18 protein-coding genes are annotated in these 23,953 nt (G+C 45.8%); 10 read left to right on the top strand and 8 right to left on the bottom strand.

All coding sequences use genetic code 11. The features are described from left to right. The 3 genes from AC4MCD_RS13670 (at position 1) to AC4MCD_RS13660 (ending at position 3,439) form a co-directional block, all read left to right on the top strand. Positions 1-1,086: an alkene reductase gene (locus AC4MCD_RS13670; RefSeq protein WP_491876285.1), complete on the top strand. Its 1,086-nt coding sequence runs from the start codon at positions 1-3 to the stop codon at positions 1,084-1,086. 81 nt (positions 1,087-1,167) lie between these two features. Next, positions 1,168-2,448 (top strand): 3-deoxy-D-manno-octulosonic acid transferase, encoded by a 1,281-nt coding sequence (locus AC4MCD_RS13665; RefSeq protein ID WP_491876866.1) that lies wholly within the window; start codon positions 1,168-1,170, stop codon positions 2,446-2,448. Between the two features lie 277 nt (positions 2,449-2,725). Further along, the gene (locus AC4MCD_RS13660) at positions 2,726-3,439 is read left to right on the top strand and encodes a 16S rRNA (uracil(1498)-N(3))-methyltransferase (RefSeq protein ID WP_419365477.1); all 714 of its coding nucleotides are present in this window, start codon (positions 2,726-2,728) and stop codon (positions 3,437-3,439) included. Here the strand turns inward: AC4MCD_RS13660 and AC4MCD_RS13655 are convergent. Then, entirely contained in the window at positions 3,413-4,393 is a 981-nt protein-coding gene (locus AC4MCD_RS13655; RefSeq protein WP_159123798.1) for a mechanosensitive ion channel family protein, read from the bottom strand. The two genes, AC4MCD_RS13660 and AC4MCD_RS13655, sit on opposite strands and share 27 nt — an antisense overlap. A gap of 107 nt (positions 4,394-4,500) precedes the next feature. Continuing rightward, a complete protein-coding gene (locus tag AC4MCD_RS13650; protein WP_034170236.1) occupies positions 4,501-5,076 on the bottom strand; it encodes a DUF805 domain-containing protein in 576 nt (191 codons plus the stop codon). Positions 5,077-5,337: 261 nt separating this feature from the next. On the opposite strand from AC4MCD_RS13650, the gene acs reads away from it, so the two are divergent. Next, positions 5,338-7,284, top strand: coding sequence for an acetate--CoA ligase (gene acs / locus AC4MCD_RS13645; RefSeq protein WP_104426735.1), 1,947 nt, complete (start codon positions 5,338-5,340; stop codon positions 7,282-7,284). Positions 7,285-7,414: 130 nt separating this feature from the next. After that, the gene (locus AC4MCD_RS13640) at positions 7,415-8,596 is read left to right on the top strand and encodes an acyl-CoA dehydrogenase family protein (protein ID WP_491876284.1); all 1,182 of its coding nucleotides are present in this window, start codon (positions 7,415-7,417) and stop codon (positions 8,594-8,596) included. A 62-nt stretch (positions 8,597-8,658) separates the two neighbouring features. On the opposite strand, the gene AC4MCD_RS13635 is transcribed toward AC4MCD_RS13640, so the two are convergent. From AC4MCD_RS13635 to msuE, 4 genes are all read right to left on the bottom strand, one after another. Then, positions 8,659-10,068: a cryptochrome/photolyase family protein gene (locus AC4MCD_RS13635; RefSeq protein WP_491876283.1), complete on the bottom strand. Its 1,410-nt coding sequence runs from the start codon at positions 10,066-10,068 to the stop codon at positions 8,659-8,661. 128 nt (positions 10,069-10,196) lie between these two features. Continuing rightward, complete coding sequence (locus AC4MCD_RS13630; protein ID WP_491876282.1) at positions 10,197-10,811, bottom strand: riboflavin synthase subunit alpha; 615 nt, start codon at positions 10,809-10,811, stop codon at positions 10,197-10,199. A 152-nt stretch (positions 10,812-10,963) separates the two neighbouring features. After that, the gene (gene sfnG, locus AC4MCD_RS13625; RefSeq protein ID WP_491876281.1) at positions 10,964-12,079 is read right to left on the bottom strand and encodes a dimethylsulfone monooxygenase SfnG; all 1,116 of its coding nucleotides are present in this window, start codon (positions 12,077-12,079) and stop codon (positions 10,964-10,966) included. Positions 12,080-12,107: 28 nt separating this feature from the next. After that, the gene (gene msuE, locus AC4MCD_RS13620) at positions 12,108-12,842 is read right to left on the bottom strand and encodes an FMN reductase (RefSeq protein ID WP_005232646.1); all 735 of its coding nucleotides are present in this window, start codon (positions 12,840-12,842) and stop codon (positions 12,108-12,110) included. A 373-nt stretch (positions 12,843-13,215) separates the two neighbouring features. Here msuE and AC4MCD_RS13615 point away from each other — a divergent pair, with 373 nt between their 5' ends. Beyond that, entirely contained in the window at positions 13,216-13,866 is a 651-nt protein-coding gene (locus tag AC4MCD_RS13615; RefSeq protein WP_004781530.1) for a response regulator, read from the top strand. Positions 13,867-13,932: 66 nt separating this feature from the next. Here AC4MCD_RS13615 and AC4MCD_RS13610 read toward each other — a convergent pair whose 3' ends face one another. Both AC4MCD_RS13610 and AC4MCD_RS13605 read right to left on the bottom strand, forming a co-directional pair. Further along, complete coding sequence (locus tag AC4MCD_RS13610) at positions 13,933-14,700, bottom strand: hypothetical protein (protein ID WP_491876280.1); 768 nt, start codon at positions 14,698-14,700, stop codon at positions 13,933-13,935. Positions 14,701-15,117: 417 nt separating this feature from the next. Next, positions 15,118-18,609, bottom strand: coding sequence for a PAS domain-containing hybrid sensor histidine kinase/response regulator (locus AC4MCD_RS13605; protein ID WP_159123807.1), 3,492 nt, complete (start codon positions 18,607-18,609; stop codon positions 15,118-15,120). A gap of 182 nt (positions 18,610-18,791) precedes the next feature. Between AC4MCD_RS13605 and AC4MCD_RS13600 the strand changes: the two genes are divergently transcribed. The 4 genes from AC4MCD_RS13600 (at position 18,792) to AC4MCD_RS13585 (ending at position 23,937) form a co-directional block, all read left to right on the top strand. After that, positions 18,792-19,124: a DUF485 domain-containing protein gene (locus tag AC4MCD_RS13600; RefSeq protein WP_419374862.1), complete on the top strand. Its 333-nt coding sequence runs from the start codon at positions 18,792-18,794 to the stop codon at positions 19,122-19,124. Between the two features lies 1 nt (position 19,125). Then, on the top strand, positions 19,126-20,841 hold the full coding sequence (locus tag AC4MCD_RS13595; protein WP_180011055.1) for a cation acetate symporter: 1,716 nt from the start codon (positions 19,126-19,128) through the stop codon (positions 20,839-20,841). Between the two features lie 236 nt (positions 20,842-21,077). After that, entirely contained in the window at positions 21,078-21,794 is a 717-nt protein-coding gene (locus tag AC4MCD_RS13590) for an ion channel (RefSeq protein ID WP_419374861.1), read from the top strand. A 178-nt stretch (positions 21,795-21,972) separates the two neighbouring features. After that, a complete protein-coding gene (locus tag AC4MCD_RS13585; protein WP_491876279.1) occupies positions 21,973-23,937 on the top strand; it encodes a glycine betaine transporter in 1,965 nt (654 codons plus the stop codon). Positions 23,938-23,953: the final 16 nt, after the last annotated feature.

Raw genomic sequence — 23,953 nt, 5'->3', positions numbered from 1 at the left:
ATGGCTGAATTAAATTCTCCTTTAACGCTCGGTGCGTTAGAGCTTAAAAACCGTGTCATCATGGCGCCGCTGACCCGTAGCCGTGCAACTGCTGATCGTGTTCCAACCCCAATGATGGTTGAGTACTATGCGCAACGTGCAAGTGCTGGTCTGATCATTTCTGAAGCTACAGTGATTTCTGAAGAAGCCAATGGCTATTTAAATACTCCAGGACTGTTTACCGATGCTCAGGTCGAAGGCTGGAAAAAGGTCACTCAAGCGGTTCATGAGAAGGGCGGTTTAATCGTTGCCCAGCTTTGGCATGTTGGTCGTGTATCACATCCGGATCTGTTAAATGGTGAAACACCAGTCTCTGCAAGTGCAGTACAACAGGCGGGTCATGTCAGCTTGTTACGTTCAAAACGTCCATACGTTACGCCACGTCCCTTGGAAGTTTCTGAAATTCACGCGATTACCGAGCAATATAAGCAAGCCGCGATTCGTGCTAAAGAAGCCGGTTTTGATGGTGTTGAATTACATGCTGCCAATGGTTATTTGATTGACCAGTTCTTGCAAAGCAAAACCAATCAGCGTGAAGATGAATACGGCGGTTCAGTTGAAAACCGTACACGGTTCCTGCTAGAAGCAACTGATGCACTGATTGAAGTATGGGGTGCGGATCGTGTAGGGGTACATTTTGCGCCGCGTGGTGATGACCATGACATGGGGGATAATGATCCACGTGAAACATTTGGCTATGCCATGGAGCAGCTGGGCAAGCGCAAGATTGCCTTCTTCTTTACCCGTGAATATCTGGCTGAAGACAGTATTTCCGAATATATGAAAGAGCGTTCAGGTGGAGTACCTTATATTGCCAATATGCAACTGAGTCGTGAAGATGCGATTGAGCTGTTGGCAGCTGAAAAGGCAGATGCAGTCGCATTTGGTAAAGCCTACATTGCAAATCCTGATCTATACGAACGTCTGCTTGATAATGCACCGCTTAATGAGCTGAAAATGGAAAATATGATCGGCAGTCAGGTGGCTGAAGGTTATATTGATTATCCAACTTTGGCAGAAGTTAGAGTATTAAGCACCATAGAATAATTCGAAATAAGAGCCACATCGATTAACATGTCGATGTGGCTCTGTTATATTTTGCCGATTGAATCTGTTTTGGGGCGCAATGTGGCTACTCCATTCTGGTATAACGCAGCCTTGGCGCTAGCGAAACCGCTTTATCAATCCCGTATACGTAAACGTGCGACCAGTCCGGAACAATTAGAACAAGAACTGTTGGAACGTTTTGGTCCTTTCCAGTCCCCTAAAAATCTGCAGGCGATCTGGTTTCATGTAGTATCCGTAGGGGAAACCAATGCCGCTCAACCTTTAATTGAACATTACTTAAAACTTGGGCATCCGGTTCTAGTGACCAATACCACCAAGACCGGACAGGCACGTGCCAAATCTCTCTTCTTAAAAGAACCTTATTTAGACTTATTCCAAGCTGTATATTTGCCAGCTGACCAGAAAACCCTGATTCGTGATTTTTATCAAAAATATCAGCCTAAATTGCTGTTATTGATGGAGACTGAGCTCTGGCCAAATCTGATTGACCAGGCACCGAATTTTAATGTGCGTTGCCTATTATTGAATGCCCGTCTTTCTGAAAAATCTGCCAAAGGCTATGGCAAAGTCAAAGGCCTAACCCGTGGCATGCTTAAGAATTTAACCGGCCTTTTGGCTCAGGATACAGCAACCCAGCAGCGTTATATTGATCTAGGTATAGCTTCAGAAAAAACTCAGGTCTTGGGCAATATCAAGTTTGATATCACGGCACCGCAGCAATTTATTAATCATGCTGCCCAATTGAAACAGGAATGGTCTCTGCAAGGCCGGAAGATCATTACTCTCGCCAGTACGCATGCGCCTGAAGAACAGCAATTAATGGCTGAGCTTAAAGCTGCGTTAGATGCAAATCCAGCATTAGTTTGTATCGTGGTGCCGCGCCATCCGGAACGTTTTGATGAGGTGTTCCAAGCTGCACAGTCCTTAGGTTTAAGAACCCAACGTCGTAGTCTGGGGCAACGTATCGAAGAAGATACTCAGGTTTATCTGGCGGATTCCATGGGCGAGATGTGGCTCTGGTATGCCTTGAGCCAAGCCTGTTATGTCGGCGGTTCCCTAAATGAGCCGGGTGGTGGTCATAATATTCTGGAGCCGATTGCGCTGAATGTTCCAACGATTCTGGGTAAAAACTATTTTAACTTTCAGACGATTGTGGATGAGTTTGCTCAGGCGCATGCGATAGAAGTGGTGCAGGATGCCAAGCAAGCTGCTGAGACTTTGCTAGAAATTCTGAATAATTCAGCTAAAGCTGAAAGTTTGAATGCCGACGCACAAAAGATTATGCAGCAAAATCAGGGTTCACTTGAAAGGCATATTCAAGTGATTGATCAATATCTTTGATTATATTCTGATTTGTGAAGAAGCCGATTTTCATGGATTGACTGTATAAGGTTAAAACTAGGCTTTATCTTTATAGATTTAATGCTAGGAACTCTTCTTTCTTTTACTTTTGTTTCGGCAAAAGTAACAAAACCATTTGTCATCCACAAAACTCGTCATATACCATCTTTTTGCAGAGATATCGCAGAACCTATATAAGGCAAAAAGAGTCCTGCCTCGGACAGTTGTGGATGACGTTTCCGCGTATCCAGTGATGGATTTGTTGAGTTAATTTTTTATGAATATCGTCCTGCTTGATCCCCGCCAAACCGAATCTGAACTATGGCCGATTAGCTCAAAGCGACAACTGGAGCATTTGCAACAGCATCTTGAGATTCAGGTTGGTGACACATTAAAAGTTGGGATTCGGGAAGGGAAACGGTATTTAACTGAAGTTGTCGAAATTTCTGAAAAAGCAGTTTTATTGAAACCGATTCAAGAAGAATCAGTCCCTGCAAAGCTGCCTGTTACCTTGATTGTGGCCTTGCCACGCCCTAAAGTTTTGCGCCGTCTGATCATGGATGCTGTCACCATGGGCGTAGAGAAAATCATTTTATTGCATAGCTATCGGGTGGATAAAAGCTATTGGCAGACCCCATTTTTGCAGCAATTAAACCATTATGTAGATCTTGGGCTAGAACAGGCAGGAGATACGCTTGCTCCGAAAATTGAGCTGTATAAACGCTTTAAACCTTTTGTCGAAGATATCTTGTCTGGACTCATTACAGCAGACTGTCCAGCCTTTGTTGCACATCCTTATGCCGAACAGCCGATGCCATATGCACTTCAGCATCCTTGCACGATTGTCATTGGTCCGGAAGGTGGCTTTATTCCGTATGAGGTCGATTTGCTCATAAAAAACGGCTGCCAGGCAGTGAGCCTTGGCAACCGTATTCTCCGTACTGAAACGGCGATTTCGTATGTTTTAGGTCGACTGTTTAGCGCGAGCTGAGGCATCCTCATGGCCATCGCCACGATAGACTTTCACTTCCTGCACCGGATATGGAATCGAAATGTTATGTTCAGCAAAGGCTTGAATCACCCGTTCCTGAACGGCACTGATTGAGGTGCCTATGCCTGTTTCAGTGGTATTGACCCACCATAAGGCTTTGAGGGTAATCGAGAAGTCTGCCAGTGCAATCACATTGACGCTAAATGCAGGTTGACTCAGGATGGTCGGATCTTTATCCAGAATTGCAGTAATAATATCCTTGGCTTTCTGGATATCATCTTCATAACCGATCCCGACCGAAAATTCACAGCGGCGACGGGTATAAGCAGTATTCACTGTGACTGCACTGGTATAGACCGTAGCATTTGGAATTACGATACGACGACCATCTGGCGAGCGTAAAAAGGTTGCACGAATCTGGATATCTTCTACGGTACCCTCCAGACCATTCACGATAATGTCATCGCCAATCTTGAAAGGTTCACCCAGCAAAATCAGTACACCTGAGAGCAGGTTCTGGAAAATATCCTTAAATGCGAAACCGATCGCCACCGAACCAATCCCAAGCGCACTCATCAGCTGACCTGGGGTGAAACCTGGAATCGCAATCACCAGCCCGATTAAAACACCGAAGAAAACAATCACGGTACTACCGACACGGTTCAGCACCAGCACCAGATTCTGTCGGGTATAAGTACGGTTTTCTAAAGTCTTACGGACAAAAAACTTAAACAGTTTTGACAGTAACCAGAAAATGACAATGACTGTTAGCGCAATACAGAAATAAGGCACACGCTCCCAGAAACCCTCCATGATCTTGTCAATGGTGCTATAGGCATCATTGTACTTGGAGGTATGTTCGATCACAGTTTGGGCAGTTTTTTCAGTCGCCTGATGCAGGAGCTCAGTCGTCCCTTCAGTTACCTGGCTTAAAGTATTCTCTTGCTCAGCCACAAAAACTCCACAATTTAAATTTCGCTTATTTTGCCTCAACTACAGCAAAAAATTAACAACAGCGAAGTTTATACACAATATATTTATGCAAAACAGACACAATTGGTTTAAAAGAACTCAGTCGTTTTTTGTTTCACTTCACTTGGGATTCTTGAAGGTTCACCTTCACTCATATAAGAGAATAATGCAGTCGTCGCCAACAGGCTCAATACGGTAAAAATGATTACCAGCCAAGCTACAATCTTTTCCCAGACGGGGCTTGTACGTATTGGGCCATACTGATTGCTGCCTCTTGTTCCTGGAAAAAGCAGGATATAGATCCAGACAAACAGATTGATCAAAGGCACAAAGAATAGCAGCATCCACCAGCCACTACGGTCCAGATCGTGTAAGCGCCGTACCGTAATCACAATACCGAAATACAGGTAGACCAGCATGATTGCCAAGGCAAACAGGCTGGACAGGCCATGTAGGGAAATTTGCCAGTTCGAATCTACCGATAGGCTGGCAATGTTCACAATATCAATACTTAAACCTAGCGCAATACTGCTGCATAAGAAAATAAACTGTAAAAATGCAGACCAGGCAATAAAACTCAAACGTCCAAATCGGCCCCTGATCGATAAGGGATGATCTGCTGCAGGAAAAGGAGGAGGGAAATAGGAAGGTTCAGTTGAATTCATGGGCAAGATCCTAAGCCTGTATAAAATACAGCGAGAGTGGGAGACTCATTTTATTTGACGATAGCAATATCTAGCTGACTTTGGCCATAGTTGAGCATTATCCGAAGTTATTCTGATTGAATTTGAATAAATAATCTACGACGAAAGCATGATTGTCGGATTTGAAATATGCAGTACATACTGCCATTATGCATAAAAAACAATCAACAAAATGCCATCAAGCTCTCGTGATGAGATAGAACAAGATCAAGGAAGCGAACAATGAAAGAAATCTATCCAGTACCAGCAGAATTTAAGAAAACCGCACGTACCACTGATACAGAGTATTTTGAGCGTTATCAGCAATCCATTGAACAACCGGATCAGTTCTGGGCTGAACAGGCACAGCGCCTGGACTGGATCAAACCTTTTACCCAGGTTAAAAATACCAGTTTTGATAAAGACAATTTTAAAATTGAATGGTTTGCAGATGGCCAGCTCAATGTCAGTGCCAACTGTCTGGATCGCCATCTTAAGGAACATCCTTATAAACCGGCGATTATCTGGGAAGGGGATCATCCGTCCCGTCACAAGATTATTTCTTTTCACGAGCTTTATGATGAAACCTGCCGTTTCGCCAATGTCCTGAAAAAGAACGGGATTAAAAAAGGCGACCGGGTGGTGCTGTATATGCCAATGGTCTCGGAAGCCGCAATTGCCATGCTGGCTTGTGCCCGGATTGGTGCAGTGCATTGTGTGGTATTTGGTGGTTTCTCACCTGATTCTCTGGCCAGCCGGATTGAAGACAGTCAGGCCAAAATGGTGATTACCGCAGATTCGGGCATGCGTGGTGGCAAAGCTATTCCACTGAAAGCCAATGTCGATGAAGCCCTGAAAATTGCTGGCACCGAATCGGTTGAACATGTCATCGTTGTACATCGCACCGGCAATCCGGTAGAAATGCAACAGGGGCGTGATCTCTGGTATCACATGGAAATTATGACCGTCAATGAGATCTGTCCGCCTGAGCCGATGAATGCGGAAGATCCTTTATTTATCCTGTATACCTCGGGTTCAACCGGAAAACCTAAGGGCGTACTGCATACCACAGGTGGTTACCTGACTTATGTGAATTGCACCTTCCGTGAAGTTTTTGACATCAAACAGGATGATGTGTTCTGGTGTACTGCCGATGTCGGCTGGATTACCGGGCATTCCTATGTACTGTATGGTCCGCTCTCTAATGGTACAACTACGGTCATGTTTGAGGGGGTGCCGCAATATCCGAGCTGGGCACGTACCGGACATATTGTCGACAAGCATAATGTGACCATTCTCTATACTGCACCGACAGCCATTCGTGCCATGATGCGTGAGGGGGATGCTTATGTGCGGGAAAGTGATCGTAGCAGCCTGAGAATTTTAGGTTCGGTCGGTGAGCCGATTAACCCGGAAGCCTGGAACTGGTATTACTCGGTAGTTGGTGAAAGCCGCTGTCCGGTGATTGATACCTGGTGGCAAACCGAAACCGGTGGCTTCATGATTACGCCTTTACCGGGCGCGACCGACCTGAAACCAGGTTCTGCGACCCGTCCATTCTTTGGCGTACAACCAGCCATTGTCGATGCAGAAGGCAAGGAAATTGAAGGGGTGGCGGAAGGAAATCTGGTGATTAAAGATTCCTGGCCAGGCCAGATGCGCACCATCTGGGGTGACCCGGACCGCTTTATTGAAGCTTATTTCTCGACCTATCCGGGAACGTACTTTACTGGTGACGGCGCACGTCGTGATGAAGATGGCTATTACTGGATTACTGGTCGTGTCGATGACGTACTCAATGTTTCCGGTCATCGTCTGGGTACGGCAGAGATTGAAAGTGCACTGGTGGCCCATGAAGCAGTTGCCGAAGCTGCTGTTGTCGGTATGCCGCATGACATCAAAGGACAGGGGATTTGTGCCTTTGTTACCTTGCAGGCAGGGACTGAAAGTACTGAACAGTTGCGCGGTGAACTGGTAGCTTGGGTACGTAAAATTTTAGGGCCAGTGGCAACGCCAGATGCCTTGCACTGGGCACCCGCTTTACCTAAAACCCGGTCAGGTAAAATCATGCGCCGGATCTTAAGAAAGATTGCTGCCAATGAACTGGACAGTCTGGGCGATACCTCGACTCTGGCTGAACCACAAGTAGTCGATCAGTTAATTGCTGAAGTGCAGCGTAATCAGGCATAAGTTTAGGACGTTCAAATACCGGCATTATTTGCCGGTATTTTTGTCTCAGGAATAAGCTCTGCATGCTTTCGAATATAGTGCCAAGCTGCAATCTGCTAAGCTAAAACCATGCTGAACTTAGGTTAAAAGAATGAATGTACGACAACAATATCTAGATCAATCTCCCCTGAAAATTGCCCAGCAATTGGCAGAAACTTTTGCTCAAACGGCCGCAGTTCGTGACAAGCAGGGCGGTAATCCTAAAGCCGAGCGTGATCTGATTCGCCAGAGCGGTTTACTGGGCCTGTCTATTCCGAAACAGTACGGCGGTCAGGAAGCAGACTGGCAGACAATTTTTAAAACCATTCAAATTATTGCCCGAGTTGATAGTTCATTAGCACATGTTTATGGGTTTCATCATTTGCTGATTGCAACGGTTCAATTATTTTCCCAACCGGAACAATATGGTCCTTGGTTTGAACAGACCGCTCGGGAAAACCTGTTCTGGGGCAATACCTTAAATCCACTGGACCATCGTACTACCGCAACAAAAGTTGCTGAAAAAGAATATATTTTTGATGGAAATAAAAGTTTCTGTTCTGGCTCCATTGATTCCGACATTTTACTGTGCTCAGGCTATAACGACGCTGGAAAATTACTGATTGGGGTCATTCCAACAGCACGTAAGGGCGTAAGTTTTCTCGGTGACTGGAATAATATGGGTCAACGCCAGACCGATAGCGGCACCAGTCATTTTGAGCAGGTCAGAATTCATGAAAATGAATTGCTTTTAAATCCCGGTCCACTGAGTACACCGTATTCAAGCTTACGTCCTTTGATTGCCCAGTTGATCTTTGTACACATGTTCCTCGGGGTAGCAGAAGGTGCGTTTGAAGTGGCCAAACAAACCGTACAGACTCAAAAAGCCTGGTCAAAATCACTGGTAGAAGATGCAATGAATGACCCCTTTACCCAGAAGCATTTTGCCGAGTTCTATGTGCAGCTGGAAAGCGTGCGTTTGCTGGCTGATAAAGCGATTCAAACCTTACAGGCCGCGTGGGATCTGGGCAATGATCTCACTGCTGAGCAGCGTGGTGAAGTTTCAGTGGCGATTGCCACAGCCAAAATCGCGGCCACCAATACATCTCTTTATATTACCCAGAATATTTTCCAGGTGATGGGCGCGCGTGCGACCACGGCCAAACTGAATCTGGATCGTTTCTGGCGTAATGTTCGCACCCAGACCTTGCATGATCCGGTGGATTATAAGTATCAGGAAGTTGGGGAATGGGTACTGACCGGGAAAGTGCCTGATCCAAGTTTTTATTCTTAATATGAAAATAAAAAGCCTCCGATATTGGAGGCTTTTCATATTAGATGAAGTGATAGTTTCTTCTAAATCTGCTTAAAGGCTTCTATGGCTCGTACACGAGAGACTTTTAAATCGACAATCGGTTTTGGATAATCCAGTTCCAGATCTGGATTTTTGGCATAAGGTTCATGAATGGATTTGGCATCTAGATGCGCCAGTTCAGGCACCCACTTGCGGATATAGTCTCCATTGGGATCAAACTTCAGGGACTGGCTGACCGGATTAAAAATCCGGAAATAGGGCACGGCATCCATGCCGGTTGATGCGCACCATTGCCAGCCACCGTTATTCGCAGCCAGATCGCCATCAATCAGATGCTGCATAAACCAGCTTTCACCCAGTCGCCAGTCGATCAGCAAGTTCTTACACAGGAACATCGCAGTAATCATCCTGACCCGGTTATGCATCCAGCCTGTCGCCAGCATTTGCCGCATGCCAGCATCGACAATTGGAATTCCGGTCTGGCCTTTTTGCCAGGCAGCTAAATCTTCGGGGGCATTGCGCCACTGGATATTATTAGTATTTTGCTTAAATGGTTGGTGTTTGGAGACACGTGGAAAATCAAACAGGGTCTGTAGATAGAATTCCCGCCACAAGAGTTCATCCAACCAGGTTTGCTGACCCAAGTCTTCAATCTGGAAATAGCCATCTTGAAAAAGAGCTTGCATACACTGGCGAATGGAGAGAATACCGATATTCAGATAAGGGGAAAGACGGCTGGTGCCATCAACTGCTGGCAGATCACGGTCAGTTTTATAATGAGCCATTTTATCCTCGATAAAGTCATCGAGCAGGTCCAAGGCAGTTCGATTTTTCGCAGACCAAAGTTGGGCAGCATGCTCTACTACATAATCCGCTGAGAATTTTTCCAGATCAAAATCCGTGAGCTCAGTAGGTAATTGGATTGGATCTTGAGTTTCAATCTCAGGATAGCAGACGGGTACATCCAGAATTAGCCGTTCATAGCACTTTTTCTTAAAGGCACTATAGACCTGATACGGTTGATTGGACTGGTTTCGTATACTGCCGAGAGGAAACAGGGTGCGGTCATGATAGAGCTCGACCCTGATCTGTTGCTGTTGCAGCAATTGCTGTACCTGAGCATCACGTTCCAGTTCATTGACGCCAACTTCGATATTGGCATGTAAGCTTTCAATCTGCAGGGCTTGACATAGATTCAATATTTCTGGCGCCAAATCTTCCCATAAAGGAATATTCAATATGATGAGTGGGATATTCAGTTGCTGTAGCTGCTGTTTTAAAAATTTCAGCCGGCGCAGATAAAAATCAGTTTTGATCCGGGCATCCTGATGTAATTGCCATTGTCCGGGAGAGAGGACTGCTAGTGCAATACAAGGTCCTTGCTGGGTCGCATGCCAGAGTGCGGCATGGTCATGAATACGGAGGTCTTGGCGGAACCAGATCAACTGCATGGGAATAACGTTCTGAATCGGAATCCAATTATTTTATTCATTCCGCCTGAAAATTCTGTATAGAAACGTAGACGTGGGCAGAATGATCAGTTAAAAAAGCCGCCTATGGTATAAGCGGCTCTTTCATTTTAACGCTGGTGAATATTTTCTAGGGTATCCACCAAGGTGCGCGTGGTCTGGTCAATTTCATAATTGACTTCATCACCTACTTTGGCATTTTTCCAGGTGGTCAGACGCAAAGTTTCGGGAATCAGATCAATCGAAATTTCACTATTGGCACGATCAACGCGATTGACGGTCAGGCTGCAGCCGTTCAGACCAATAAACCCTTTTAAGAAAAAGTATTTGATATTGCCATCCGGGATCTGAATGTCGATATGGTAGGTTTCACCACGATGTTCCAGATTTTTAATGATCGCCGTACCTTCGATGTGTCCATACAGATTATGCCCGCCATTTTCTGCACCGACTTTGGCAGAGCGTTCGACATTCACTTCATCACCCACTTGAAGAGATTTTAAGGTGGTGAGGGCAAGGGTTACATCGGAGATATCAAAGTGAATCTGGTTTAGCTTCTGATCAATGGTCGTTACGGTGAGGCAGACGCCGTTGATCGCAACACTGGCGCCAATAAAGACATCCTGAAAAAACTGATTGTCGTTGCTCACAACAATAGTAATGAAGCCATTACCCTGGCAAATATCCACGACTTTTTCCAAGCCTTGTACGATACCGGTATACATAATTTAAATTTCTATCTCATCGAGTTTGGCTTTATTCTAGTCAAGAATGAAGCAGGCGGCTATCTCTATGCCGAGAACATTGTGTTGCACAAAAAAAATCCCTCAAGCCGAGCCTTGAGGGAATGAATCGTTATGCTGAGCATTATTATAGTTTAAACGAGCTCAGCTTCTTGTTCTTCTTGTTGCTGTTCAGCTTGCTGTGCTTCGAGTTCACGCACGAGTGGTAAGACTTTTTCACCGAAGTATTCCACTTCTTCAATAAAGTGCAGGAAGCCTGAAAGGACCAGATCAACACCGACTTTTTTCAGTTCGATGATACGTTCCGCAATCTGCTGTGGCGTACCGATCAGGTTGGTACGGAAGCCATCGTTATATTGCACCAGATCTTCAAACGTAGACTTGGCCCAGTTACCTTCACCTTCCTTACTGGCTGCGCCCGCTTCACGCGTTGCCTCACCGAAAGATTTCACCGCCTGAACATTGGCCTTGGCTACGATTTCTCGCAGTACTGCTTGCGCTTCCTCTTCGGTATCACGTGCAATCACAAACGCATTCACACCAATTTTCACAGAGTGGTTGTTCGCTTTGGCTTTTTCACGAATATCATCGATCTGTTTTTTCAGCTCTTCCGGTGTATTGCCATTGGTGAAGTACCAGTCAGACACGCGAGATGCCATATCGCGTGCTGCCCGGGAACTTCCCCCCTGGAAGATTTCAATATGTGGTTTCTGTACTGGTTTTGGACTCAAGGTATAGTCTTTAAACTGGTAATACTTGCCATCAAAACTAAAATTGTTTTGAGTCCAGACCCCTTTCAGGCTGCGAATAAATTCTTCTGAACGTGCATAACGTTCGTCATGTTCCGGCCATTCTTCACCAATTGCATCAAACTCGCCACGGAACCAGCCACTTACGACGTTAATCGCAATCCGGCCATTGGTCAGATGGTCAATGGTGGCCAGCTGCTTCGCTGCCAATGCAGGTTTCCAAGGACCCGGCAGAATCGCGGCAATCACTTTTAAACGTTCAGTTTTCGCCAGGATACCATGACTGAAGCTGACTGATTCATGCTGGTTTTCAGCGTTATAGCCCGCAGTAAAACGGATCTGGGTCAGGGCATAATCAAAACCTGCTTTCTCAGCAGTTTGCGCCAGACGGACATTATAGTCATAGCTCCAGTCAGTACGCTGTTCGATGTCGCTGACCACTAGACCGCCGCTGACATTTGGAACCCAGTAAGCAAATACAATATTTTTATCTTGTGACATTATTCTTACCCTCTGAATGAAGCGGCTATTAAGCCACTTGAGTCTTTGGCGCTTTCTTGCTGTGCAAACGGGATTCTGCGGCATCCAGACTTGGCACTGCAGCGGAAGGTAAAACTTCTTCCTGTTCGATTTGCTTATTGATGCCTAGGTTCTGGTTGGCTTGCTGAGATTTTTCTTTAATGACCTCAGCACGCTGCCCCTTTGCTGGCGCCCATTCAAGGATCGGTAGGGCACGAGCCACTGCCAAGGTAATACGGGCACGGAGTAATTCGCTATGAATGGTGTATTCAGGCGTAAAGTCACGATCTGTGGCATACACCCCGATTGGCAGAGTTTGTGCCTGGAAGAAGCTGAACAATGGACGTAATTGGTGTTCAAGAACCAGCGCATGACGGTCACTGCCACCAGAAGCTGCTAAAAGAACCGGTACATCTACCAGCGCCGTTTGTTCTACGAAGTCAAAAAAGTGCTTAAACAGACCCGTAAATGAAGCGCGGTAAACAGGCGTACCGACAATCAGGGCATCTGCTGCTTCAACGGCTGCCAGATCATCCTGTACGCGTTGCGGTAACTGGTTACGGTAAATTGCACCACCTAAAAGCTGGCCGATTTCGCTGAACTTAATGAAATGTACATTGATTGGCGTCGCTTCACCCAGTTCATCCAGAATGGCTTGAACCAGTGCTTCGGTTTTAGATGGGTGATTCAGGCCGCCAGAAACAGCCACGATGTTTAAAGGTTTTTGCTCGGAAAAATGGGACATGTGAAGTACCTAAAAATGGTTAAGCTCGGAATGACCCTATTAATCCCGATTGCCGCAGTAGGTGTAAAATAACGAAATGCTGAAAAGTTATCTGATTTTTCTATATAAGCGGAAAATGTGCTTCTGAAACGGATAGAGCTGGATAAATGGCTGATAATTATATTTATATTGAATAAAGATAAGCTATGCAGAATAGGAATAAATCATATATAAAAAAGTGATGAGAATTAAAGAATTATTGAAATAAGCCAAAATTTAAAAAAATTAAAGAAAAACTCCACATTATTTAAAAAATTGGTGATCTTGCATATCCATAAACTGGCTTGTGTGGTTAGAATAGGAGCTACTGTGCACAAGATCTCTCTCACGTCCTATGAATATTTTAATCGTTGATGATCATCCACTGTTTCGTCATGCTCTGATCCAAGCTGTTCGTTATAGTCTGCCACAAGCGCAGATTCATGAAACTGCAGCAGTCAATGAATTTTATGAACGTCTAGAAAATGGTCCTGAGCCTGATCTTGTCCTTCTGGATTTAAACCTGCCAGGTGCATCGGGCTTTTCTGCTCTGGTCCACGTTCGCGCCCAATATCCTTCGATTCCAATTATTGTCGTTTCTGCTCACGAAGAAGCCAGCATTATCCAGCGTGCGATTGCACATGGTGCAATGGGCTATATTCCAAAATCTGCACATCCAAGCCATATTGGTGAAGCGATTCGTGAAGTCCTTGAAGGTGAAATCTGGTTACCACCCAATCTGCCAGCCAACATGAACTTTGATCCGCGTGCTGCAGACGAAACTGCATTGGCAGAACGGATTCAGTCATTAACACCGCAACAGTTCCGTGTCTTGATGATGGTAGCTGAAGGCTTGCTGAACAAACAGATTGCTTATGAACTGGATGTTTCAGAAGCCACCATTAAAGCGCACGTGACAGCAATCTTCCGTAAGCTGGGTGTACAAAACCGTACCCAGGCGGTGCTTGCCATCAATGCCTTGAATATTGAAGAAAAGAAAATGTAAGTGAGGCAGCTTACAAAATAAAAAAGACCTCACATGAGGTCTTTTTTATTTTGAGAATATTGCAGATTAAGCAATATAATCCTGTTTTTGGGTGACATCGGTACAGAACATGGGGTTCAGTGCAGATTGCAATTCATCTATCTGTTCTTGGGTGACATAGCCTTTGGAGATCAGATATTCCGCCACACGGTCATCACGCAGACTCAGGAAAGTTGCATCATAAACCCCCAAATCTACAAACAGGGCAGCAGTTTCCAGACTGTTAAAACGGTCCAGATAAACTTCATCCTCATACATCAGGAACACATGCTCGTCTGTACTATTCGGATCGACCTGCAGGTGCTCTGCCAGTTCATGCGGACAGGTTTTGATAAAGAGCAAGTCAGAGAGTTCATCAAACTGGGTCGTGTCTAGGCAATCTTCTTCATTTTTCACTTTGCCGAGCCACGCTTTAAAGACCAGAACAGCGCCACCACGCAGCAGCATACTCCAGATCTGATGGCGGGTTTTTGCTGGCAAATCTTCGGCTTCCGCTTCCAGAGATTCAATCAGCTTGTTTTCCTGTTCAGCCAGACGTTCAAATAAGCCTAAACCTTGCGGTTTATAGGCATAAGGTTCAAAGACATCAAAATGCAGTTCATCAAAAACTTGCAGGGCTAAAGGAACCGCATGCTGATACAAGGTTTCAAGTGCCTGAATCTGGGTATCGTCGAGTTTGCTGTATTTAAACATTTGTGCCCAGTCGATGCTGGGTAATAAGGCATTAGCACTATATTGGCGATGGAATTGCTGAGTCTGTGCGGGAAGCTGAGCAATTGATTCATCGAGTTTCATTTTTATAACTCCTATCTAGCAGTGCAAATAGACCAGCTGCCAAAAGGATTTAGGCATTGTCAGATGGAAACTGATCGTTTCTTATATTGTCTATTTTTAGAACTAGGCTGGTTGTATTAAAAATACGACCAAAGTTCTATCTGCTACAAAATAGGATTAAAAATTAATTTAAAACAAATATTTAAATATTTGTAACTAGGTGTACACATGTATATTAATAGAATTGGTGGCTTTTGCCATAGAGAATGCTGAAATGATAATTTTGAGCAATTTATCAGCAGGAATTATGTGAAATTTGGTGCTTTTAGCACATTGGCCTGATTTTTTTGCCAGTCAGGTAAAGAAAGGTATTTGTTCAGTATAAAAAATGCCCACTTTAAATCATTAAAATGGGCATTGAGATGAAAATAAAAAGTTCTAGCTACCTGAGATTTTCAGACCGGATAACCAGGAACGGAGTGAAGCAGGCTTCAACGGTTTTTTCAGCAGGACAATATTTAAATCCTTCAGGCGCTGTGGCAGTTCCGGATCAGAATCTGCGGTAATTAATGCCACCGGAATATCACTACTGCGATGTTCCAGAATAAAGTCCAGACCGATCTTGTCCTGATTTAAATGCTGATCGACCAGCCAGACTTGAATATTTTCCTGCTGGATCATTTCGGCGGCCTGTTCTGGTTCGGTGGCTTTAAAGACCTGATAACCCCATTTGGTCAATAAGGTCGACATGCCTTCCAGAATGGTTTCATCATTGTCCAGACATAGAATTTTAAAGGCCTTGGACTTCAATGGCACAGCCTGAACAGGGGCGGCAACGACTTTCGGTGCTGCGGTCAGTGGCACTTCAATCATGAAGCAGGAACCTTTGCCCAGCTCGGAAGAAACATGAACTGGATAATCCAGTAGACCGGTCATACGCTGCACGATGGCGAGACCAAGCCCCAGACCCTGTTCACCCCAAGGCGAAGTATGGCCGCAACGCTCGAATTCCTGGAACAGCTTGATGCGTTGTTCTTCAGCAATACCGGGACCGGTATCCCAAACCCCGATCCGGATATGATTTGGCCGGTTGCTAGAACGCAGTACTCCCACCACGACCTTACCTTTGGCGGTATAACGCAAAGCATTGCTAACAAAGTTCTGGATAATCCGGCGAATCCATTGTGGATCGGTGTCAATCCAGAACTGGGCATCATGCACCCGCAGTTTGATGCCACGCTGTGCCGCGATCGACTTAAATTGCAGTTCCAGATCACTTAATAAGTCATGCAGTGGATAAGCCTGACGTTTCGGCTGAATGGTACCGCCTTCCAGTCGGGCAATATCCAGCAGGGCAGAGAGCATACTTTCTGCACCATGCAGGGCACGGTCCAGTTGCTGCAAGGTCTTGCGATCTTCTTCGCTTTGTACGCTTTGCTCCAGCGCCGTACTAAACAGACGTGCAGCATGCATTGGCTGTAACAGGTCATGACTGGCTGCAGCAATAAAGCGGCTCTTGGACATATTGGCTTTGTCGGCTTGTTCACGCGCCAGTTGCTGTTCAGACAGGGCATCAGCGAGCTGCTGAGTACGATCCTGAACCCGGGCTTCCAGTAATGCTTCATTTTCACGGAAGGCAGTAATATCGGCAAAGGTCGTCACGAAACCACCGCCTTCAATTGGGTTACCCCGCATCTGAATCACGCGGCCGTCTTTACGGATCCGTTCAAATTCATGCGCACTACCAACCTGCATCCAGTGAATCCGTTTACGTACATGTTCTTCAACCGAACCTGGACCGCATTCACCGCGTTCAGCGTTATAACGAATCAGATCAGCGATTGGGCAACCGACATAAACAATATCTTTTGGATAATCGAACAGTTTCAGATACTGGTTGTTCCAAGCAACAAGACACATGTTTTCATCGACCACACTCACCCCTTGGGTCATATGGTCGATCATGGTCATGATCAGGTTCTGGTTAAAACGCTGCCATTGTGAGGCCTGATCCAGAATATTCGCCACCTGACCAAGGGCCAGGCCATTATTGACCATCGCTGTAGTCAGCAAGGTACGTGCCGATGCTGCACCAATGGTACCGGCCAGATACTGCTCGGTAAAACGCCACCACATGCCATTGGCACTGCTATTTTCATTCAGTTCCACACTATTTTGAGCACAGAACTGCTGGAAGGCCTGCATGGTCGGGCCTTCACCGGTAATGCGCTTAGCCAGCGTAATCAGGTCACCAACTTTTAAACGAGCCACATCCTGATGTGAGTAGCTGACATCAGTGGATGGGCTTTGAGAAGGAAGCGGCTTGGTTTCATAGTAGAAGAAACTTTCTGCCTGAATCTGTTCAGCCACACTTGGACGGAACATCCGGGAAACCCAGATATATAGGAATGTATTCAGACCTAGTGCCCAGACCACACCATGCGTCAGAGGATCAAAAGATTCGAAACCGATCAGGGCTTCAGGACGTAACCAGTTCCAGCCCAAAGGACCCTGTTCCAGAAAACTCTGGCTAAACTGCTGATAGGCTTCTGGCAGGCTGCGCAAAATTGTTGGTAATAGCAGGGTATACGACCACAGTGCAAAACCGGTCAACAGACCCGCATACACACCTTGCTTACTTCCACCACGCCAGTACAAGCCACCAATCAGGGCAGGGGCAAACTGTGCCACAGCACTAAAGGCCAACAAGCCAAAAACAGAAAGCTGGTCAATATCATTAAAGAAGTTGAAGAACAGGAAGCCCATCAACATCACGGCCAGAATACAGATCCGGCGGGTAAATTTCAGTACCAGTGGTAAACGTTTGTCATGCCGTGAGATCAGGTTTAAACGCCAGAGCGCCGGCATGATCAGGTCATTACTTAGCATGATGGATAAAGCGACTGAAGATACCAGCAGCATACCGGTAGAAGCCGAGAAGCCCCCTAAGAAGGCCAGTAAAGTTAGCCAGTCCTGATTATAGCTAAGCGGTAAAGACAGCACTGCAACATCAGGAATCGCCAGATATTGCGGTGCCGCATGCAGTGCCCAGCTGGCGATCGGGATAATTGCCAGTGTGGTCAGAATCAGATAAATGGCAAACCAGCGACGTGCACCACGGATATGTTTTTCATCCCGTAATTCAACTACGGCGACATGGAACTGACGTGGCAAACAGATAATCGCCAATGCAGCCAGCAGAGTCTGAACCCAGAAGCTTTCCGGTACGCCAAACAGCTGTACATCATGGAAAGTAGACTGAATATCGCTACTGATCTGAGGCAGATTTTCTGGTGCTTCAAAAATAAAGAAACAGGCTACGGCCAGCAAGGCAAATAGCTTGACGAAGGATTCAAAGGCGACAGCCAGCATCAGACCGCCATGCTGTTCGGTATTGGCAATCTGCCGGGTACCGAAAATCATCGCTAAAATTGCCAGGACGCCAGTCAGGAACAGTACGCTATTGGTGGTACTGGCAATCCCGGCTGAAGGTTCCAGAATGACCGCCGCACTCAAGGCAATAGCACGTAACTGCAAGGCCAGATAGGGAATGATGGCAATCACCGCCAGAATGGTCACCAGTGAAGCCAGAGGCCCACTTTTACCATAACGTGCAGCGACGAAATCCGCGATCGAAGAAATCGCATGATGCTGGCGTACCCGTCCCAGACGGCGCCAGATATCGTAACCAATCGCGACAAAAAGCAGGGGACCAAGATAGATCGGCAGGAAAATAATCCCTTCACGAACCGCAGCGCCAGTCGCGCCATAAAATGTCCAGGAAGAACAGTAGACGCCTAAAGTTAAACTAAACAATAGCATGCGGCCACGGGTACTGAGCCGGCTGGCATGTTTTTCCCCATAGAAAGCGCAAGTAAAGAGTAAAGTGATATAGAGGGCGAGCACCCCTATGATGAGCCAACTGTTCATATAGCCTGATGTGTACTGTGCATGACGCTATGATACCGCATCATGCACTCAGCAGTTTAAATTGATCATTTTTTAACGACCAAAGTCTAAATTACAAGTCATTCTAAATGTTGTTATTTTGCAACAGTGATAATTCGAATTAAAAAATAGTAAGCCCATGGTGGGGCTACAGGAGTGTAACTATGGATGAGGCACAAGTAGAAAGAATTCTACAGAATCCCAAATTCAAAGAAATGGTACGTAGAAAAAGTACGCTGAGCTGGACCTTAACCGGCATCATGCTATTTGTCTATGTCGGTTTCATGTTGCTTGTTGGCTACAACAAAGAATTTCTATTGTCTTCAATTTCTGGCGGTATAACGACCTGGGGTGTACCTCTAGGTATCGGTATCATTATTTTGTCTTTTATATTGTGCTGGGTGTATTCCTACATTGCCAATAACAAACTTGATCAGCTGAACAGAGAAGCAATTCAGGAAGTGGAAGCGATTACAAAAGAAAAGGGGCAACACTAAGATGAAAGGGATTTCATATCAAGCGCTTGCTGCTGCAGCGCTGACCTTGCTCAGCTCGGCAATGGCATTTGCTGGACCAGATCTGGGTGCTGCGGAGCAGCAAGCGACCAACTGGCACGCGATTATCATGTTTGTGATTTTCGTTGGAGCAACCTTATTTATTACCAAATGGGCTGCCAAACAAACCACAAATACCAATGATTTCTATACTGCCGGCGGCGGCATTTCTGGTTTCCAGAACGGTCTGGCCATTGCTGGTGACTTCATGTCTGCAGCATCTTTCCTCGGTATTTCCGCGATGGTGTTCCTGTCAGGTTTTGACGGATTGCTGTACTCACTAGGCTTCATGGTGGGTTGGCCAATCGTTTTATTCCTGGTGGCAGAACGTTTGCGTAACCTGGGTAAATTCAACCTGTCCGATGTAGTGTCGTTCCGTCTGGAAGAAAAACCGGTGCGTACTCTGGCTGCATTAAGTTCACTGGTTGTGGTGGCGTTCTACCTGATCGCACAGATGGTGGGTGCAGGTCAGTTGATCAAATTACTTTTCGGTCTGAACTACAACATTGCTGTGGTAATTGTTGGCCTGCTGATGATGGCTTACGTAATCTTCGGTGGCATGCTGGCAACGACTTGGGTACAGATTATTAAAGCCGTGATGCTGTTGTCTGGTGCGACATTTATGGCTTTCATGGTCATGAAAGGCGTAGGTTTTAGCTTCACCAATATGTTTGAACAATCGATTCAGGTTTACTCTAAAGTACATGACCTGAGTCTTGCAGATGCAACCAAGATCATGGGCCCAGGTAACCTGGCTTCGAATCCAGTCGATGCGATTTCTCTCGGTCTGGCGCTGATGTTTGGTACAGCAGGTCTGCCACATATCCTGATGCGCTTCTTTACGGTAAAAGATGCCAAAGAAGCACGTAAATCAGTGGTTGTTGCGACAGGCTTTATTGGTTACTTCTACCTGTTAACCTTCATTATCGGTTTTGGTGCGATTCTATACGTAGCGAATAACCCGCAGTTCCTGGACATTGCGAAAATGGCAATCACAGGCAAGCTAGAGCTGGTGGGCGGTAACAACATGGCTGCGGTTCACCTGGCAGATGCTGTGGGTGGTGACCTGTTCATGGGCTTCATTTCTGCAGTGGCATTCGCAACCATTCTTGCAGTTGTTGCAGGTTTGACCTTGTCAGGTGCTTCAGCAATTTCACATGACTTGTATGCAAACGTATTCAAGAAAGGCCGTACTACGCCTGAATCTGAACTGCGCATGTCTAAAATTGCGACCCTTGGTCTTGCTATCTTTGCGATGATTCTGGGAATCCTGTTCGAGAAGCAAAACGTTGCCTTCATGGTGGGTCTGGCATTCTCGGTAGCCGCATGTGCCAACTTCCCGGTACTGGTACTGTCTATGTTCTGGAAAGGCCTGACTACACGTGGTGCTGTCATTGGTGGCGTGGTTGGTCTGGTGACTGCGGTAGTACTGATCGTACTGTCTAAAGCCGTTTGGGTAGATACTTTCGCGATTTCAGATACACCAGTCGTTCCATTTAATGGTCCTGCATTATTTGCAATGCCACTGTCTTTCTTCTGCTGCTGGTTCTTCTCCATCACAGACCGCTCAGTGAAAGCACAAGCAGAACGCAAAGCCTTTGATGCACAGTTTGTTCGTTCACAAACAGGTATTGGAATCTCAGGTGCATCTGATCACTAAGATCTGATGTCCTAAAAAAGCCTCCTGATGGGGGCTTTTTTTATAGCGATAAAATACCTGAGTTATCAAATGGAGAGGAGGACTTTTGGATAGTCAATCTTAAGTAGAACACTCTCACTTTTAACTGAGATTTCAATGATTTTTATACAATCCTGTTTCTATCCATTAGCCAGATCATGCTATGTTAAGCCAGCGATAACAATAATGATGCTCGACAGGACATCAAGACAAATCTCATGAAGCACTCCCTGCTACGATTCTGGACCCATTTTAAGTATCTGCCTTCTGCGTGGCTACTATGCCTACAATTACTGATTCTGATCCTATCGATGCTGAGTTATGACAGTGTGTCTTATCGCGCGGGTACATGGATGCTGGGGGTGATGGTCTTGCTGGTGATTGCCAAGGTAATTCGTCAGACTCCGATGTTTACCATTCTGGGACTCATCTTTGTCGCAGGGGCTATTTTCTTTTCGTCATTAATTGTGTTGGGGCTGCGCTATACCTGGATCATGATCGTCGCCCACCTGTTTGAAGCCAGCGCCTATTTCAGTGCAGCGTATGGCCTGTTACGTTATATGTTTCATGATCGTTATCTGACCAAAGATGAGCTGTTTGCAGCGGGAGCGGTTTTTACGTTGCTGGCTTGGGGCTTTGCTTTTCTCTATAGCATTTGCCAGTTATGGGTGCCTTACAGCTTTTCAGACCCAGATTTAAAAGCTTATCAGCCATGGCTGGATCTGCTCTTTCTGAGCTTTAGTGTGCAGTCTGCTACAGGATTATCTGATGTGATGCCGGTCAGCCCGGTCGCACGGATGCTGGCCATTATCCAGATGTTTGTCGGGGTGATGTATCTGGCCCTGATTGTCTCGCGTCTGATTGCCTTACAGTATATTTCCCATCTTCCTAAACAGACTTATATACAACATAAGCATAGAAAGCCTGAGGAATAGAACGTACAGAGCTGTATAGCTTGGTTACAGTAACTTAACGGCTTTATTTTCCTGTATATTTTAAAATCTTAAGGTCCAAAACGTATCTTTGACCGTAATTCTCTCGGTCAGAATGTTTTTACTTATCAATAATGATTCAAGCCTCCCGGCATTCAATCTATTAAAAAATGGGGGATCTATGCCTTCCAAACCTTCATCCTGGTTTGCCAATATCAATCCGAATGTCTTTATTAGTACAGTGGTGATTATCGCCATTTTTTTGGGACTGGTGATACTGGCACCTGATTCATTCGACCTGTTGACCAAGCAAATGAATGCGTGGATTACCACTTCATTTAGCTGGTTTTATGTCCTCTCCGTGGCGATCTTTCTGATTGTCCTGATTTATATTGCCCTGTCCGATATGGGGAAAATTAAACTCGGGCCTGACCATAGTCAGCCAAAATACAGCCAGGCATCCTGGTTTGCCATGCTGTTTACCGCAGGCATGGGGATCGGTCTGATGTTTTTCGGGGTTGCCGAACCGGTTATGCACTATGTTACGCCACCTGCTGGTGAACCGGAAACTGTACTGGCCGCACAGCAAGCTATTCGCGTGACCTTCTTCCACTGGGGTCTGCATGCCTGGGCGATTTACACCATTGTGGGTCTGTCATTGGCTTATTTTGCGTATCGACATAACCTGCCTTTAAAAGTTCGCTCCGCCTTATATCCATTAATCGGTAACCGGATTCATGGCCCGATCGGAGACGGGGTAGATACTTTTGCCACCTTAGGGACAGTATTTGGGGTCGCGACAACTTTAGGTTTTGGGGTGACCCAGATTAACTCCGGACTGAATTATCTGTTTGGAGTTGAGCAGACACCCAGTACTCAGGTTATTTTGATTATTGCCGTTACTGTAATGGCATCGATGTCGGTATTTTTTGGTTTGGATAAGGGCATCAAACGCCTGGCTGAACTGAATCTGCTGCTTGCCTTACTGCTACTCATCTTTGTTTTTGTTACCGGTCCAAGCATCTATCTTCTGCAGACCACCATTCAAAACTCTGGCCAGTATGTTGCAAACCTGTTCAGTATGACCTTTAATCTGTATGCCTATCAGCCTAGTGGCTGGATTGGTGGCTGGACCATTATGTATTGGGCCTGGTGGATTTCCTGGTCGCCATTTGTCGGGATGTTTATTGCCCGAGTATCCGAAGGCCGCAGTATCCGTGAGTTCATTGTTGGGGTTCTACTGATTCCTACCGGATTTACCCTGATCTGGATGGGCTTTATGGGCAATGCAGCATTATTCAGCATCATGCATGAGGCCAATACCAACCTGCTTGAGGCAGTACAACGTGATTCTTCTGTAGCGCTGTTCGAATTTTTAGGTAATCTGCCATTTAATTCAGTCACCAGTATTATTGCTACGGTATTGGTCATCCTGTTCTTTGTCACTTCTGCAGATTCTGGATCATTAGTCACGGATTATCTCACTGCCAAAACCGAGAATTCACCGACCTGGCAGCGTCTGTTCTGGACCGTGTTAATGGCTTTATTGGCCATCATTCTGTTACTGGCGGGTGGCCTAGAGGCCCTGCAGTCGGCTACGATTATGAGTGCCTTGCCGTTTACATTTATTATGCTGCTGATTTGCTGGGGACTGATTAAGGCCCTGCATCTGGATGTAACGAAAATGCATGCGCTACAAGCTGCACGCATTACCCCACGGGCCATTCAGAATCCGCGTAGCTGGCAACAGCGACTCGGTTTAATTATGCATTATCCGCATACGCATGATGAAGTACGTGATTATATTGATACGATGGTCAGTAAAGCTTTTAACAGTTTTCAGGCTGAACTGAAACGTCGTCACATCCAGGTGAAAATCTTTAAACTGGAAGATGGAATCGAGTTACGTGTCGATCATCAGAATGAAATGAACTTTATTTATCAGGTCATTGCTACCCAGACTTTAGCACCAAGCTTTATGCCAGATGCAGATTCTCCGCAGTCTTATCAGGCAGAAGTCTTTTTAAGGGAGGGGGGGCAAAATTATGATGTGATGGAATGGACTCAGGAAGATTTGATCCAGGACATCATTGACCAATATGAACGTCATTTGCACTTCTTAAGTCTGGTACGTACGCCTGAGTAAACGAAAGTCATAAAAC

Source organism: Acinetobacter sp. CAU_H_78, assembly GCF_058599365.1.
This window is presented reverse-complemented; position numbering and strand designations above follow the sequence as displayed.